Raw genomic sequence first — 15,327 nt, forward strand, 5'->3', positions numbered from 1 at the left:
GAAATTTTGGTGAAAGCATCAAGGTTGAATCGGGAACAAATCAGGTGGCGGCAACGGCCGGTACTCTCAAAACGGGGTAGAGTATGAAAGGGATAAAAAATGCAACGCGTCTGTTGCTTCCGGCGGGGTTGCTGGCCATCGGCCTCGGTTGCTCATTGGTCGGCTCCTGGGATAATGGTCTTGGTCCAGGCTTGAGCGAGCCCCCTGCGGCCGTGAAGGAAGTCCTGCAGGTGTGCCGCCAGGATCGGGAATTGACTGCCGGTGCTGCTGAGCGTACCTATCAGGCCTTGCGCCAGAGCTATCGCGCCACCCCCGATGAAGGCACTCTGCTGCGACTGGCCTGTCTGGCCGGTCACCCCCAATTGGCCCCCGAGCAGCGGCCGCCGGTGCTCGAGATGCTGAACGGCTATCGCGGCCGGGCCGCGGGGCGGGAGGAATTTCGATTATTCGCCGACCTTCAGAGCTTCACCCTGCGTGACCAGATCCGGCTTGAACGGCAGGTCGCCGGTGAACGGCAGCGGGCCGATGGGTTGGAGCGGAAAGCCGTGGAGGCGGAGCGGAAGCTGGCGGAAGTGGAACGGAAATTGGCGGAACTGGAAAAGATTGAAAAAATTATCCGGCAGCGCGAGCAGCCGGGCAATGGCCGTCCCTGACGGCTGCATCATGAGGCGCATATGACAGAATTCCGGCAGCGTATCCTGCTGGTCGATGACGACACCGATCTGCTGCGACTATTGTCCATACGGCTGGCGGGCGCCGGCTTCGAGGTGGCCAGTGCTGAAAGTGGCGAGGAGGCGCTGGCCCAGTTGCCTGTGGTGCGGCCGAACCTGGTGATTACCGACTTGCGCATGTCCGGCATGGACGGCTTGGCCCTGTTCGAGGCCATCCGCAGTGCACAGAGTTCGCTGCCCGTCATTATTCTCACCGCCCACGGTTCCATCCCCGATGCCGTGGCCGCCACCCGCCGCGGCGTTTTCAGTTTTCTCACCAAGCCGGTGGACAGCAAGGAACTTTTGCGGGAGATTCAGCGCGCTCTGAGCGTCTCCGGCGGAGGTCAGGAGGCCGTCGGCGAAGAGCAGTTGTGGCGGGCGGAAATCATTACCCAAAGTCCGGCCATGGAGGATCTGCTCAGCAAGGCCCGCCTGGCGGCCGAGAGCGGTGCCGCGGTCATGATTCGGGGTGAAAGCGGCACCGGCAAGGAACTGCTGGCCCGCGCCATTCATTGCGCCAGCAATCGTGCCGAGCACCCCTTCGTCGCCGTCAACTGCGGGGCCATCCCGGATACCCTGCTGGAATCGGAACTGTTCGGCCATGCCAAAGGGGCGTTTACCGGGGCGTTGCGGGATTACCCGGGGTTGTTCCGTTCAGCTGAAGGGGGGACGCTGTTTCTGGATGAAATCGGCGACATGCCCCTGCCGCTGCAAGTCAAACTGTTGCGTGTGCTGCAGGAAAAGCAGATGCGGCCGGTCGGTTCGGTGGCAACGATTCCCGTCGATGTGCGGATTATCTCAGCGACCCACCGGCGCCTCGAAGACGAAGTCGCCGCCGGGCGTTTTCGAGAGGATCTCTACTATCGACTCAACGTCGTCTCCCTGGAATTGCCCGGACTGAACGACCGGCGCGAGGATATTCCGTTGCTGGCCAACCATTTTCTGCATAAGCTTGCCGGTCGCAGCGGCAAAAAAATCACCGGCTTTGCACCGGAAACCATGGAGGTGCTGCTGCAGGCCGCCTGGCCCGGCAATATCCGGCAGTTGATTAACGTAGTGGAGCAGGCGGTGGCCCTGTCCACCACCCCTCTGATTCATGCCGACCTGGTCAAGGATGCCATCCAGGAAAACAGCGAGAAAATTCCGACCTTCGGGGAAGCCCGTCGGCGTTTCGAGCAGGAGTATCTGGTACGGTTGATGACCATTACCCGCGGCAACGTCAGCCACGCCGCCCGCCTGGCCGGTCGCAACCGTACCGAGTTCTATAAGCTGTTGTCCCGGCACCATGTCGTACCGGCCCTGTTCAAGGATTCTTCAGGGATGAGGCAGGGGGAAGGCTGAAGGCTGAAGACTGAAGACTGAAGGGTGAAGGGTGAAGGGTGAAGGGTGAAGGGTGAAGGGTGAAGGGTGAAGGGTGAAGGGATGCACCAAGAAGGGAGGAAAGATGGTTTCATTTGTTGTTGATCGGGACATGTGTACCCGGTGCGGGGAGTGCGTGAAGGACTGTCCGGTGCAGATCATCAGCTTGGAAAGCGGTTGGCCGGCATTGGTGATGGAGCGCGCCGACCAGTGCCTTGAATGTCAGCATTGCCTGGCCGTTTGTCCCGCTGGTGCGGTCTCCGTACTGGGTCGAAACCCCGCAGCCAGCCAATCCCTGGCCGGCGCTCTGCCCGCCATGGAAGTTTTGGAAACCTTGGTGAAAGGGCGCCGCTCGGTGCGGCGCTTTCAGCCGGAAGCGGTGCCTTCGGAAACCATTCGTCGATTGCTGACGGTAACCGCCCATGCGCCGACGGGCAAGAACCACCGCGGCGTGCTGTTCACCGTGGTTGAGGATGGAGCGACCATGGAGCGCTTGCGTCAGGGTGTCATGGAGGCCATCCGCGAAGCCGTCGAACAGGAGCGTTTGCCACCCCGCCTGGACTTTTTCGCCGGTATCCTCAAGGCCTGGGACAAGGGCCGGGATATTATTTTCCGTCGGGCACCGCATCTGCTCATCGCCTCGGCTTCCCGCAACGCACCGACTCCGGTGGCGGACTGCCTGATTGCCCTGAGCACCTTCGATTTGCTGGCCACCAATGCCGGATTGGGCACCCTCTGGGTCGGTTTTGCCCATGCCGCCCTGGGTCATTGCGCTCCCCATCTGGTGCGGCAACTCGGCATACCGGACGACCATGAGTTGGCCTGCCCCTTGGTGTTCGGCGTTCCGGCGGTGCGGTTTCACCGGACCGTGCAGCGGGATGCCGACCTCAAACTGAACCGGGTAGTCTGGTGAATGCAGCCAGGGGCAGGATAACTGCCGGGGTTAAAAACCCCGGCATTGTATTAAAATGAGTTTCCTTAAATGTGCGAAAAGCCGACGGCTACATCCTGGCGATGGGCCGGATCGATGCGCCACAGTTCGCGACCGCTGAAATTGAAAAACCGGGCCACCACCAGGTCGGGAAACTGCTCGATACGGATGTTGTAGATGTTGACCGCGTCGTTGTAGAACTCCCGCCGGTCTGCGATCTGGTCTTCGAGATCCGAAATGCGCTGACCGAGGTTGCGAAAAACGCTGTCGGCCTTGAGATCGGGGTAGCGTTCCACCACCATGAACAAGGACCGCAGGGTATCCGTCAGGGCATTCTGGGCCTGCAGTTTTTCCCGATCGCCGCGGGCCTCGTTGACCATGGAGCGAGCCTTGACGACGGCTTCCAGGGTTTTTTGCTCATGTTGCATGTAGCCTTCACAGACCTTGATGAGTTTGGGCAGTTCGTCAAAGCGTTGTTTGAGGAGCACGTCGATGTTGCTCCAGGCCTTGTCGATGTCGTTTTTCAGGGTTACCAGGCCGTTGTAGATGACCATGATGTAGCCGAGGGTGCCAACCAGAATTGTCAGCAGGATAACCAGAAATATCAAAGCGGACATGCGTTCCTCCATGGAAAATGGTCTGTCGGAATGACTATGGTAAATGCCAAATTCGTGCCGATAACGACTTCATATCGGCAACGATACGGAAATATCCAGAGACTCAGCCCGTGCGCCCGCCAACTACCATGAATGTCCAGACCGCTGCCAGCAGCGCAGTCAGGAACAGAGGCAGGCAGTACAGTCCATAACGCCGGGTGAGATGGGTTTCCGACGATGACTGAGCGATGACGAAGGGCAGGGAGCGTTGCCGGGGACGTCGGATGATGACCCGATCCTCAGGTGTTGCTGACGCCGCTTCGGCTTTAAGGCTCGCATGCAGCAGGCGCTCTTCCAGGTCGGCCCGAGCGTACGCCCATTCCTGTTCGCAGATGCGCCCGTCGCCGTTGGTGTCGTAACGGGACAGGGCGTCGGGATCGCGCTTCAGTTCCTGCAGAGCCGTCACCAGGCGTGTCCGCAAGGCAGGCCGCCGAAGGCCGAATTCCGTCGCCTCGCCCAGAACATACAGGGAGGTGCCTTCCGGGACCAGATCTTCGATCCATTTTTCGTCACCGCCGCCCGAACGACCGAACAGCATGTTGAACTGGCCGCCGTGACCTTCCTGGCGGGTACGGGTATTGACCGTCGCACGCCGCGGATCGACCTTCACCCGCCCGGTATCGTCCTCCAGGTAAAAGGGGACATGGCCGCTGTCGGAGGCGCTGCTCAAAACCCAGCGGTTGTTGCGATCACGGCGGTATTTGCGCAGTCGGTAATAGACGCAGGGCATCTGGGTCATGGGTGCCACCAGAGCGTACTTACGCACGGCACGGCCCTGGACTTCGACCAGGCCCATGGCCAGGGAGCGGGTTTTGCTGGTCGGGGTGTTTTCGATGCGCCGTTTCAGGCGCAGAAAATAGAAGCCGCTCCACAGGCAGGCCACCGCCAGGGAGGCAGGCAGCAGACCGGTACGCATGCCGAAAGTGATGACTCCACCCAGCAGTTGATGGCCGCCGGCGGCCAGCGACGCTCCCAGGCCGGCGGTGGCACCAAAGACCAAACCGAGCCAATGGCGCACTTCCCGCTCCCGGCCCGCAGTGGGCGGCGGCGGCAAACTGCCGGGTTGGGTGGCGGTCTCCGGCGCGGCGCTGCCGCCGGTTTGCGTCGTTGCTTCCTCCCGGACGATTTCCGTCAGTTCGGGAGCCAGTTCGCCCGCCAAAAAGCCTGTCGCATCGGCCGCTGCGGTGACCGTCTGGCCGGCGGCCAGGGCCACCAACAGCCAGCCATAACGGGTCAGGCTTTCCAGGTTGTCCTGTTGCCACCGCGGTCCGTCTTCGGCGTTTTTCAGGCGGCATCCAGGCAGATTGGCCAAGCCGAAATCCAGGGACAGGGTACAGCTTCCGGCATGGGACCGAGTCAGATCCAGTATCTGCTCCAGGTTTCCGGCACCGCTCAAGGTTGCCCGCGCCCCCAGCCCTGCCGGATCGAAGCCGCCGGGAAGAATCCGTATGGCGCCTTGGATTCCGCCTTCTGCCGCCAACAGATACAGGTCCAGGACCGGTTCGGCTCGCAGGATGGCGCGCTGCAAAGCGGTGTCCGCCAGGGCGTCGGCCGCCCCGGCGCCCTGGTACAGTCGTTGCGCCATGAGGTGTTTCAGATTTTTTTCCGCTGCCCTGCCGGATGTGTCGGCCAGCACCGCGACCACAGGCATGCCTCGTTCCAGGCGCAAGGGACCGCTGCCGGTGGTGAAATCGATGGCGTCTTCCGTGATGCGCAGGGACCGGAGCCTGGCCGGCGCAAAAAGCGGCGTCACCGGGTCGATCAGCCAGCAGCGCAATTTATGGTCTTCAAGCAGGACCGCCATCGGCACCAGTTCTCGGCGTTCGCCCTGGGCAAAGAGGCTGGGTCCCCGCCCGACCAGCCGCTGTCGTGCGGTGTAGGCATCCATCCAGCCCGTGCGAGCCACCTTTTCCAGCAAATCCGCAAGGCCCTCGGCCCGACTAGGTGGAAGGCTTTCGACGATGAGCAGGGTCTGGCGTTCCGGTTTCGACATGATGAAATAAACCCGTTTTTGCATGGTTGATATTGTTTTCCGTTATAACCTTTCATGAATCCTGGGGCAAGCAATTTACCTCGGGGCGCCGCCATCGCTGCTTGCGGGTCATCAGAGAATTGCCAGTCCGTGGTTTTTCATGCTAGATTGCGATGTTTCATAATTATCTGCTGCAAGGGAGAACCGTTATGCTGACTACCGCCGATCTGAAACGTGGATTGGTTATCCAGATCGACAATGCGCCCTGCCTGGTCATGGACGTGACCACCCAATCACCGTCCGCGCGGGGGGGCAATACCCTGGTTAAGACCCGTTACCGCAATCTGCTGACCGGTCAGGTATTGGAAAAGGTCTACAAGGGCGGCGACAAGGTCGATGAGGCCGACTTCGAGCGTCGCAAGGGACAATTTTTGTATGCATCCGGTGACGATCAGGGCGTCTTCATGGACCTGGTCAGTTTCGACCAGTATGACTTGGGCGGGGAGATGTATGACGCCGCCAAAGGTTACCTGCTGGAAGGGATGGATGTGCAACTGGGGGTTTTTCAGGGCCAGGTGGTCGGTATCGATCTGCCTCTGACCGTGGAATTGGTGGTGGTCGAGACCGCCCCGGCGCTGAAAAATGCCACGGCCACCGCCCAGACCAAGGAAGCGGTGCTGGAAACCGGTCTGCGACTGCAGGTTCCACCCTATCTGGAGTCGGGCGAGAAGATCAAGGTCGATACCCGGGAAGGCCGCTTTATTTCCAGAGCCTGAGCCGGTCTGAAAAGGGTCTGCACCCACCAGGCCCTGTTTGCTGCAGGATACAGAGAAAAAAGGCCGCCTAACCGGGCGGCCTTTTTTTGCCGGAGAAGGGCCATTCCTTAGAGGGGCAGCAGTTTTTTGCCGTATACCTCGTTGATGACCTGGGCCAGGCCGGTATAGATGGCCGAGAAACCACAGAAAATGCCTTCAAACCCGGCGATGGTGCCGATGGTGTGGCGCAGGGGATTTGTCACCGGAATGGCGTGCTCGATGGCCAACAGGGCAAACAGGATGGTCAGGGTGAAAAAGACCACCTGCAGGGCGCGGGTCAGCTTCAGGGTGCCGAAGAACAGTACCAGGGTAAACAGTCCCCACATGCCGAGGTAGGCGACCAGGGCGGCGTCGTCCGTGGGCGCCGCTTTGCCAAAGCCCATGTCCGGCAGGACCCAGAGACCGACCAGGGTCAGCCAGAACAAGCCGTAGGAGGTGAAGGCGGTAGTGGCAAAGGTGTTGCCTTTTTTCCATTCCATGCAGCCGGCGATGATCTGGGCCACCCCGCCATAGAAAATACCCATGGCCAGAATCATGGAACTGAGTCCGAAGATGCCGGCATTGTGGAGATTGAGCAGTACGGTGGTCATGCCGAACCCCATGAGCCCGAGGGGGGCTGGGTTGGCGGTGGTGTCGAGAATCCTGGTTTGCTCTGCCATGTCTGTGGCCTCCTTGTTGAAGGATTACATTGAGAAAGGTGCTGCCCTCATGGCGAAAACGCTCCGGCGGCGTCACGCTCCAAATGGTCTTCTGGAAAGGACAGCTGGGAAATATTGGATTTCAAGCTCCTCGGGAAGGCGGAATGGTCAAACGAGACAAGGACCCGGCTCGTTGAAAGTGAATTTCTGGAAAGGCCTTCTTTTTAATGTGCTATTTAGCGCATCTGATGAAGAATAAAATTGATGATAAAAAACATCTACATGTTTTTTCCATTATGTTTGTATACGTTCTCTGGTTTACGTATACGAAAAATATAGTATTTGGCAATATTGCCGTGCTTAATCAAATCGAAGAGAATATACTTAATATAAAATTCAAGATCAACAAAAGTTTTAAGTATTTTTTCTGTATTTCAATCACCGTTTTTTAAACCGTGTTTTATTTGTCAGTGTTTTGAGGGCAATTGACATCAGGGAATTTTCCTTGCTATCGTCATGATCGGTCATGTGAACATGACGGAGCGCACGGTTGAGGCAGATCGGCGAATGGAAGAAGTGGATCTGAAAAAATTTCCCGCGGCACCTGGTGTCTACCTGATGAAGGGGGGACAGGGCGAGGTTCTGTATGTCGGGAAGGCCAAAAACCTCCGCAACCGGTTGCGCAGCTACTTTTCCTCCCAGGGCGACGGCCGTCCCCATATCCGTTTTCTCCTCAAGCGGGTGGCTGCGGTCGAAACCATCGTGACCGATACGGAAAAAGAAGCACTGATTCTCGAAAACACTCTCATCAAGCAGCACCGACCCCGGTACAACATCACCCTGCGGGACGACAAGACCTACCTGTCCCTGCGCCTCGATCCGGCCGAGGAATTTCCGACCCTGCAACTGGTCCGCAAGGTCGTGCGGGACGGTGCCCGCTATTTCGGTCCCTATTCCTCTGCCGCCGCGGTGCGGGCCACATTGAAGGAAATCTTCCGGATTTTCCCCTTGCGCCGCCATCCGTTGGAAGCCTGCCGGCGTCGCAGCCGTCCCTGTCTGTATTTTCAGCTTGGTCAGTGCAGCGGTCCCTGCCATGGTGCCATCAGCCCTGAAGACTATGGGCAGATGGTGGCCGGCGCCCTGGCGCTGCTGTCCGGCCGGGAAAGCGAGGTAATGACCCTGCTGCGGCAGCGCATGGCGGAAGCGGCCGGACGCCTGGCCTATGAGGAGGCCGCTCGCTGCCGGGATCAGATTCGCGCCATCGAGCAGACCATTGAACGGCAGAAGGTGGTGGAGGCCGGGGCCGGTGATCAGGACGTGGTGGGATTGTTCCGGCAGGGCGGGGAGGTGGAGGTGGCTTTGTTGTGCGTGCGCGAGGGCAAGCTCATCGATCGGCGCAGTTTCGTTCTGGAATGGCGCCTGGCCGAGGAGGAACTATTGTCCTCCTTTTTGCAGCAGTTCTATGGTCGGGAGGTGTTCATTCCCGATCGTCTGCTGTTGCCCCTGCTGCCGGAGGATGCCCCTGCCCTGGCGGAATGGCTGACGGAGTCGAAGGGCAGAAAGGTCGAGATCCTGGCCCCGCGGCGCGGTGTGCGGCGGTCGCTGGTCGAGATGGCGGCCCGCAATGCAGAAGAAAGTTTCCGCGAACGCGGCTCCCGCCAGGAGGCGCGGGAAGGGGTGTTGCGGGATATTTCCGAACGCCTGCAGCTGCATCGTCTGCCCCGGCGCATGGAGTGTTTCGATATTTCCAACGTCCAGGGGCGTTTCAGTGTCGGAAGCATGGCGGTGCTGATCGACGGCGAGGCGGACAAGAGCGCCTATCGGCATTACCGTATCCGCACCGTGTCCGGCAGCGATGATTATGCCGCTCTTTATGAAGTTTTGCGCCGCCGACTGCGACGCGGGCTGCAGGAGCAATCGCTGCCCGATTTCATTCTCATCGACGGCGGCAAGGGACAGCTCGGTGTACTGCAGGCGGTTCTTGAGGAACTGCGGCTGGCGGACCGCATCGACGCGGCCGGTATTGCCAAGAGCCGGGTGGTGGCCAATGTGCGGGGCAAGGCGGTGGAGCGCAGCGAGGAGCGTTTTTTCCTGCCCGGCCGCAAAAACCCGGTGATTCTGCCCCAGGGGTCGCCGGCTCTGTTCATGCTCCAGGGCCTCAGGGACGAGGCCCATCGTTTTGCCATCACCCGGCACCGCAAACTGCGCCGTCGCAGCACCCTGACCTCCGTGCTGGAGGAGATTCCGGGGATCGGGCCGCGTCGCCGCCAGGCACTTCTGCGGCACTTCGGCAGTGTCAAACAGATTCAGGCTGCCGGGTTGGAAGACTTGCGGGCCATGCCGGGTTTGCCGGCCGAACTGGCAGAGCGTATTTTTTACGCCCTGCATGGTTCCCAGACCTCGGAATGAGGTATTTCCCTAGTGTCCCGTGCGGTTAGTCCTGTCTTCAAATTCCGGCCCTTTTGGGCGCCGGCTGCGTTCCGCCTTCTCGGCTTAACTCTGGCTAGGCCTGCGTCGGCGCGCCTTGCCGGCAACCAAAAGCTCTCAGAATTTCTTGACACGGCTAACCGCACGGGACACTAGCCGGGGGTTTTCCCCGGGCCGCGGCCGTAACGCCAGGTGAGATCGGCCAGTTGGCTTTGCAGGTCGAGGGTCAGGGCCTCCTCGGCCAGCCGCCAGCTCCAGTTGGCCGAGGGGCGCCCGGGAACGTTCATGCGCGCGCTGCTGCCGAGGCCGAGCAGATCCTGCAGGGGCAGCACCGCCAAACGGGCTACGCTGGCCTGGGCCATGCGGATCAGATCCCAGGGCATTTCCGGTGGATTTTTACCCAGGTAGGCGGCGACTTCGGCGCGGCGAGCCGACGGCAGGGAACTCCACCATCCGAGGGTGGTGTCGTTGTCGTGGGTGCCGGTGTAGATCACGCAGTTGGTGTTCAGATTGTGAGGCAGGTACGGATTGTCGGGTCCGGAGTCGAAGGCGAATTGCAGAATTTTCATGCCGGGCAGCCCGAAGTCATCGCGCAATTCTTCAACTTCCGCAGTGATGATGCCGAGGTCCTCGGCGATGAAGGGCAGATCCCCGAACTCACGTTGCAAGGCTTCGAACAGTTCCGCGCCCGGACTCGGCCACCACTGGCCGCTGACGGCCGTCGGTTCATGGGCGGGGATGGCCCAACAAGCCACGAAACCGCGGAAGTGATCGATGCGCAGCAGGTCGCACTGGGAGAGGTTCCAGGCTACCCTTCGTCGCCACCAGGCGAAGTCTTCCTGGCGATGCTCATCCCAATGGTAGAGGGGGTTGCCCCAGCGTTGGCCGGTGGCGCTGAAATAGTCGGGAGGAACGCCGGCCACCGCAACCGGTTGCCGTCCTTCGTCCAGGCAGAACAACTCCGGCCGGGCCCAGACATCGGCGGAATCCAGGGCCACGAAGATGGGCAGGTCGCCGAGCATGCGCACTCCGCGATCATGGGCGTAATGGCGCAAACGCTGCCACTGCTCAAAAAAAACGAACTGGGTGTAGCGCCGCAGGTGCAACTCTTCATCCAGCCCCTCCCGCCACTGGGCCAATGCCTGGGCCTGACGGGTACGCAGTTCCTCGGGCCAACGCTGCCAGGGTCGGCCGTTGCAATGCTGGTGCAGGGCGTCGAACAGGGCATAGTCTTCCAGCCAATCGGCCTGTTCCCGGCAGAACAGATCGAAGGCCTGTTGTCGCTGTGGTTCTCCGCCGGCCCGGAAACGTCGCGCGGCTTTGGCCAGCAACCGCTCCTTGAAGGCTGCAACGGCAGGAAAATCGATGGATTGATCCGTCGCCGGGGCCAGATTGGCCAGGTCTTCCTCTTCCAGGTCATCAGTCTCCACCAGCAACTCCGGACAGATGAGCAGCGGGTTGCCGGCAAATGCGGAGCGGGTGCTGTAGGGGGAGTGGCCGTAGCCCGTTGGTCCCAGGGGCAGAATCTGCCAGATCTGCTGACCGGCGTCGGCCAGAAAGTCGACAAAACGGATGGCTTCGGCACCGAGGTCGCCGATACCGTGACGGCCGGGCAGGCAGGTCGGATGAAGCAGCACGCCGCTGGCCCGGCCCTGCGGCCAGCCTTTCGATAAGTGTTCCATGGGAGCAACCCTTTCTTTTCCGGGGTTTTGGATTTTTATCAAAGGTACGTTTTCGCCCCGTCTCTGTTTGCTGCTTTGACTGCCTGACGCAAAGAGTATGGCATGCCGGGCCGGGAATTCCAATCGGATGTTCCAATGATCCTGCCTGCGGCCGTCGGCACGGCCCGAATGTTTTTGGCTTGAAAGAGTACAGGGGAACCGTTGAACTGCACCTGCCATGCAGGATGCTATAATTTTCAACATGTTCCAGCTAGTGTCCCGTGCGGTTAGTCCTGTCTTCAAATTCCGGCCCTTTTGGTCGCTGGCTGCGTTCCGCCTGCTCGGCTTAACTCTGGCTAGGCCTGCGTCGGCGCGCCTTGCCAGCAACCAAAATCTCTCAGAATTTCTTGACACGACTAACCGCACGGGACACTAGGAGGTTGTCGGACTATCCATGCGCTGGCTGCAAATTCGGCTCTTTGGCCCATATTTCAGCTCCTTTTCGGCCCATAGCTACGGCTATGAACCTTCAAACGAGCTAAAATCTGTGCTCAAACATCCAAATTTTCGCTTCAACCCGGATAGTCCGACAGCCTCCTAGCAACCGGAAAGGGGGGCCAAATGGTTCGGAGGATCGGATTGACTCTGGTGGGATTGTTCTGCGCTGGGTTTCTGCTTCTGAACGGCTGTGACAGGATGCGGTCCGGCGACAATGCGACGGACAGAACAGAAAATGGCGAGGCAGGGGGCCAACGTCCGGAAATCACCCCCGGCCGGGATGCAGGCCGGAACCATGCCGAAGGCGCGGCTTTATTCGACCGGCACTGCGCCGGTTGTCATCCGCAGGGCGGCAATACCATCAATAGCCAAAAGACTCTGGACAGTCGCAGTCTGGCTGCCGGCGGTATCACGACCAGGGCTCATATCGTAGACAAAATGCGCCGGCCGGGGCCGGGCATGCCGCGCTTCGATAAGGACCGGCTTTCGGATGCGGAGGCGGAAAAAATCGCCGCCCATATTCAAGCCAGTTTCTGAACGGACCTCGAAGTACCGGTCCCGCCGAAAAAAAGCCGGTGCAGCGAACCCCTTTCAGGAGCCGTGACGGTCAGGGGGCCTTGCGGGGCGGCCGCCGACCGGCCAGGAGGGCGGCCAGTACGCCGAGGGCCACGCCGAGAAGCAGGGTGGCCAGCAGCATGATGGCCAGGGGCGGGGCCACGGTCCACAGCAGCAGGCGGATTTCCGCCGGGCCGGTGTTCTGGGCGATGAGCAGCACCGCCAGGAGGATGAGCAGGGTGGTGAGGTAAAGCTTCAGTCTGGTCATAATGGCAACTCCGGTTCGGTCCAGGTGGGCGGCTCGTCTTCAGAAGATCAATTCCGGTCCGGCATAGCGTCGCGCGAGGTGGGGCGGCAGGCCGGCCCGCTCGGCACGCAGGGCCGGCGGCAGGTGATCCAGTAGGTCCTGGGCGGTCATGCCGTCCTCCCCCCGGGATGCGGCGGCCAGGTCACCGGCCAGACCATGCAGCAGGACGCCTTTGCAGACCGCTTCCGGCAAGGGCAGGCCCAGGCAGAACGCGGCGGCAATGGTGCCGGTCAGCACATCACCGGAACCGGCCGAGGCCAGGCCGCTGTTGCCGCTGAGATTGATGAAGACCCGGCCGTCGGGGCAGCCGATGAGGCTGTGGGCTCCTTTGAGCACCACGATGGCATTGAGGTCGCGGGCCCCCCGGCGCACTGCAGCCACCCGGTCGGATTCGATGGCGCCGATGCTCAATCCAGTCAGGCGCGCCATTTCCCCGGGATGGGGGGTGAGCACGGTTGGCGCCCGCCGTTGCTGCAGCAGTTCCGGCCTGGCGGACACCGCCGTCAGGCCGTCGCCATCGATGAGCAGCGGCCGCTGGGTGGCGGTCAGTTCCCGGGCCAGTTGCTGGGTTTCTTCGTCCAGGGACAGGCCCGGTCCCAGGACCACGAAATCCTGACCGGCAGCCGTGGCCAGCAGGGCTTCGCGATTCGCCAGGGCCAAACTACCGCCGGCCGTTTCCCCCTGCGGCAGAAAGACGATTTCACTGCCCTTCATGGCTATAAAGGGGGTGATGCCGGCCGGGGCCGCCAGGCGGCTGTAGCCGCCGCCGGCCTTGAGAAAGGACAATGCCGCGAAACAGGGTGCCCCCAGGTATCCGGCAGCGCCGGCGATGAACAGCGCCTGGCCGAAACTGCCCTTGTGACCGGTGGCCGATCGGGACGGCAGGGGCGGCGGCAGGTTGACGGCCAGTTGCAAGGTCGCATTTTCCAACAACGCACGGGGCATGCCGATATGGGCCACATGCAGTTGGCCGCCGCAGGCAAAGCCCGGATACAGCAGGTTGCCCGCCTTGGGCAGGCCGAAGGTGACCGTATGACTGGCCTGCACCGCGCAGCCGAGGATCTGGCCGGTGTCGCCCTGCACTCCGGAGGGGATGTCGAGGCTCAGGACCGGCCGGCCGCTGGCATTGATGGCATCGATGACCGCTTGATGCAGACCGTCGACTTCACGACTGAGGCCGGTGCCGAACAGAGCGTCGACCAGCACCTCGCCTGCCGCCAGTCGCTCGGCCAGGCCCTCGGCGCCGGACAACCGCTGGACCGGCACAGGCAACCGCTCCAGCATGGCCATCTGACGTCGGGCGGCCCCCTTGAAACGTTCCGGATCGCCGAGCAGCAGCACCTCAACCTGTCCGCCATGGCTGTGGATGTGGCGGGCCACGACCAGCCCGTCACCGCCGTTGTTGCCCAAACCGCACACCACCACGAAGGATCGTCCGAAGACCGGCCCCATGCGGGTTGCCAGAACGGCGAAGGCAGCGTGTCCGGCGTTTTCCATCAATAGATCTTCGGCGATGCCGAAGCGGTCGATGGCGGTGGCATCCATTTCGCGCATCTGGGCAACGGTGCTGATTTTCATGGCGCCTTCCCGGGCAAGGTGTTACGGGGTTGGATGAGCCGACTCCGGCCAGGCCATCAGATCCGGTTCGGCAAGCAGGAAATCGGTGACCGCATCGAGGTCCGGCAATACCCGCCAGGCCCCCGGAAACTCCTTTTCCGGCGCCAGGCTGCTGGGTACCACAATACAACGAAGGCCGGCACAAAGGGCAGATTGCAGGCCGCGAACCGTATCCTCGATGACCAGGCATTCCCCGGCGGACAGGCCGGAACGGCCCAGGGCCTTGAGGTAGGGTTCCGGGTGCGGCTTGGTCAAGACAAAGTCCTCACGGGTCAGAATGAAGTCGAACAGGTCAAGCAACCCGTTGCGGCGGTGGATGAGTTCAAAATGATGACGTTGGGAGCTGGTGACCACGGCCATGCGCACCTTGGTGTGCAGTTCCGTCAGGGCCCGGCGCACTCCCGGGCGCGGCGCGATGCCGGAGGCCAGCAACTGCGCATAACGCTGGTCCTTGCGTTCCCGCAGAATGGCTATGGTTGCCGCGTCCAGGCCGCGTTGTGCGGCCAGTTCCAGGCAGCTCTTGCCCGCGTCGAGGGTAGTCCGGATGAATTCCGCCAAGGACAGATCGATGCCCACTTCCCCCAAGGTTTCCTGCATGGCCTGGAAATAGAACTGTTCCGTCTCCACCAGGATGCCGTCATTATCCCAAAAAATGGCTTTGATCACGCTGCTTTCCTTGTGTTGTCCGGGCGGATTGAAGGCGCCCTCAGGGGATCGTTGCAGGCAGCAACGTGAATTCTTCCAGGACTCCGGAGAAGTTGGCGGCCCGGGGGCTGGAACAGCGATAGGAGAGGGCATCCAACTGCAGGATGCCTTTGCCCTTGGCTTCATTGAAACGCAACCGCATGCGTCCCTCGGCCACGGTATTTTCTGATGAAATGGCAAAATGCCGGTAGGGGTCCTTGGGACTGAGGGTGAACTGGCTGAGGGGTTGCGAGTCTTTCATGAGGCGAACATTGACCGTCCGCCCCGGTCCGCTTTGCCATTCCAGGTTCATGCAGGCGAAACGTTGCGCACCTTGGCTTTGTTCCATCTCGCCGGCCAGGGCCGAACCGCTCAGGATTAGCAGGCTGCAGAACAGGATGATTGCGGGTTTCATGTCTTTTGCCTCCATCAACGACCGAAATGATATGCCCCCGAAGGCAGCCGATGAAGCTCCCGCCGAAGGGCTGGGGAAAAAA

General features: G+C 61.1%; 14 protein-coding genes. 6 read left to right on the plus strand and 8 right to left on the minus strand.

Going from position 1 to position 15,327, the window contains the following annotated elements; all coding sequences use genetic code 11:
- Positions 1–83: 83 nt before the first annotated feature.
- The 3 genes from JQN68_RS00495 to JQN68_RS00505 all read left to right on the plus strand — a co-directional run bounded on the left by JQN68_RS00495 (position 84) and on the right by JQN68_RS00505 (position 2,982).
- Positions 84–653 carry a hypothetical protein gene (locus JQN68_RS00495; RefSeq protein ID WP_225071184.1) on the plus strand — a complete coding sequence of 190 codons (570 nt, stop codon included), beginning with the start codon at positions 84–86 and terminating at the stop codon, positions 651–653.
- A gap of 21 nt (positions 654–674) precedes the next feature.
- Positions 675–2,051: a sigma 54-interacting transcriptional regulator gene (locus tag JQN68_RS00500; RefSeq protein ID WP_225071185.1), complete on the plus strand. Its 1,377-nt coding sequence runs from the start codon at positions 675–677 to the stop codon at positions 2,049–2,051.
- A 103-nt stretch (positions 2,052–2,154) separates the two neighbouring features.
- Complete coding sequence (locus JQN68_RS00505) at positions 2,155–2,982, plus strand: nitroreductase family protein (RefSeq protein WP_225071186.1); 828 nt, start codon at positions 2,155–2,157, stop codon at positions 2,980–2,982.
- Positions 2,983–3,047: 65 nt separating this feature from the next.
- On the opposite strand, the gene JQN68_RS00510 is transcribed toward JQN68_RS00505, so the two are convergent.
- Together JQN68_RS00510 and JQN68_RS00515 are read right to left on the minus strand one after the other, a co-directional pair.
- Positions 3,048–3,617, minus strand: coding sequence for a LemA family protein (locus JQN68_RS00510; RefSeq protein ID WP_225071187.1), 570 nt, complete (start codon positions 3,615–3,617; stop codon positions 3,048–3,050).
- Between the two features lie 103 nt (positions 3,618–3,720).
- Positions 3,721–5,673 (minus strand): GIDE domain-containing protein, encoded by a 1,953-nt coding sequence (locus JQN68_RS00515; protein ID WP_225071188.1) that lies wholly within the window; start codon positions 5,671–5,673, stop codon positions 3,721–3,723.
- Between the two features lie 164 nt (positions 5,674–5,837).
- Here JQN68_RS00515 and JQN68_RS00520 point away from each other — a divergent pair, with 164 nt between their 5' ends.
- Positions 5,838–6,404, plus strand: coding sequence for an elongation factor P (locus tag JQN68_RS00520; protein WP_225071189.1), 567 nt, complete (start codon positions 5,838–5,840; stop codon positions 6,402–6,404).
- 107 nt (positions 6,405–6,511) lie between these two features.
- Here the strand turns inward: JQN68_RS00520 and JQN68_RS00525 are convergent, their stop codons facing one another.
- Complete coding sequence (locus JQN68_RS00525; RefSeq protein ID WP_225071190.1) at positions 6,512–7,102, minus strand: acetate uptake transporter; 591 nt, start codon at positions 7,100–7,102, stop codon at positions 6,512–6,514.
- Between the two features lie 546 nt (positions 7,103–7,648).
- Here JQN68_RS00525 and uvrC point away from each other — a divergent pair.
- Complete coding sequence (uvrC, locus tag JQN68_RS00530) at positions 7,649–9,490, plus strand: excinuclease ABC subunit UvrC (RefSeq protein ID WP_225071191.1); 1,842 nt, start codon at positions 7,649–7,651, stop codon at positions 9,488–9,490.
- A 170-nt stretch (positions 9,491–9,660) separates the two neighbouring features.
- Here uvrC and malQ read toward each other — a convergent pair whose 3' ends face one another.
- Complete coding sequence (gene malQ, locus JQN68_RS00535) at positions 9,661–11,190, minus strand: 4-alpha-glucanotransferase (RefSeq protein WP_225071192.1); 1,530 nt, start codon at positions 11,188–11,190, stop codon at positions 9,661–9,663.
- A gap of 600 nt (positions 11,191–11,790) precedes the next feature.
- Here malQ and JQN68_RS00540 point away from each other — a divergent pair.
- Positions 11,791–12,204: a c-type cytochrome gene (locus tag JQN68_RS00540; RefSeq protein ID WP_225071193.1), complete on the plus strand. Its 414-nt coding sequence runs from the start codon at positions 11,791–11,793 to the stop codon at positions 12,202–12,204.
- 70 nt (positions 12,205–12,274) lie between these two features.
- Here JQN68_RS00540 and JQN68_RS00545 read toward each other — a convergent pair whose 3' ends face one another.
- Genes JQN68_RS00545 through JQN68_RS00560 form a run of 4 tightly spaced genes read right to left on the minus strand, consistent with a single transcriptional unit; the run spans position 12,275 to position 15,245 of the window.
- Positions 12,275–12,490: a lipopolysaccharide assembly protein LapA domain-containing protein gene (locus tag JQN68_RS00545; protein ID WP_225071194.1), complete on the minus strand. Its 216-nt coding sequence runs from the start codon at positions 12,488–12,490 to the stop codon at positions 12,275–12,277.
- Positions 12,491–12,529: 39 nt separating this feature from the next.
- Positions 12,530–14,107: an NAD(P)H-hydrate dehydratase gene (locus JQN68_RS00550; protein ID WP_225071195.1), complete on the minus strand. Its 1,578-nt coding sequence runs from the start codon at positions 14,105–14,107 to the stop codon at positions 12,530–12,532.
- A gap of 21 nt (positions 14,108–14,128) precedes the next feature.
- On the minus strand, positions 14,129–14,812 hold the full coding sequence (locus JQN68_RS00555; RefSeq protein WP_225071196.1) for an HAD family hydrolase: 684 nt from the start codon (positions 14,810–14,812) through the stop codon (positions 14,129–14,131).
- 40 nt (positions 14,813–14,852) lie between these two features.
- Positions 14,853–15,245 carry a hypothetical protein gene (locus tag JQN68_RS00560; RefSeq protein ID WP_225071197.1) on the minus strand — a complete coding sequence of 131 codons (393 nt, stop codon included), beginning with the start codon at positions 15,243–15,245 and terminating at the stop codon, positions 14,853–14,855.
- Positions 15,246–15,327 lie beyond the last annotated feature (82 nt).

The organism is Desulfuromonas sp. CSMB_57, assembly GCF_020194955.2.
Taxonomy (GTDB): Bacteria; Desulfobacterota; Desulfuromonadia; order Desulfuromonadales; family Syntrophotaleaceae; genus JAFCIY02.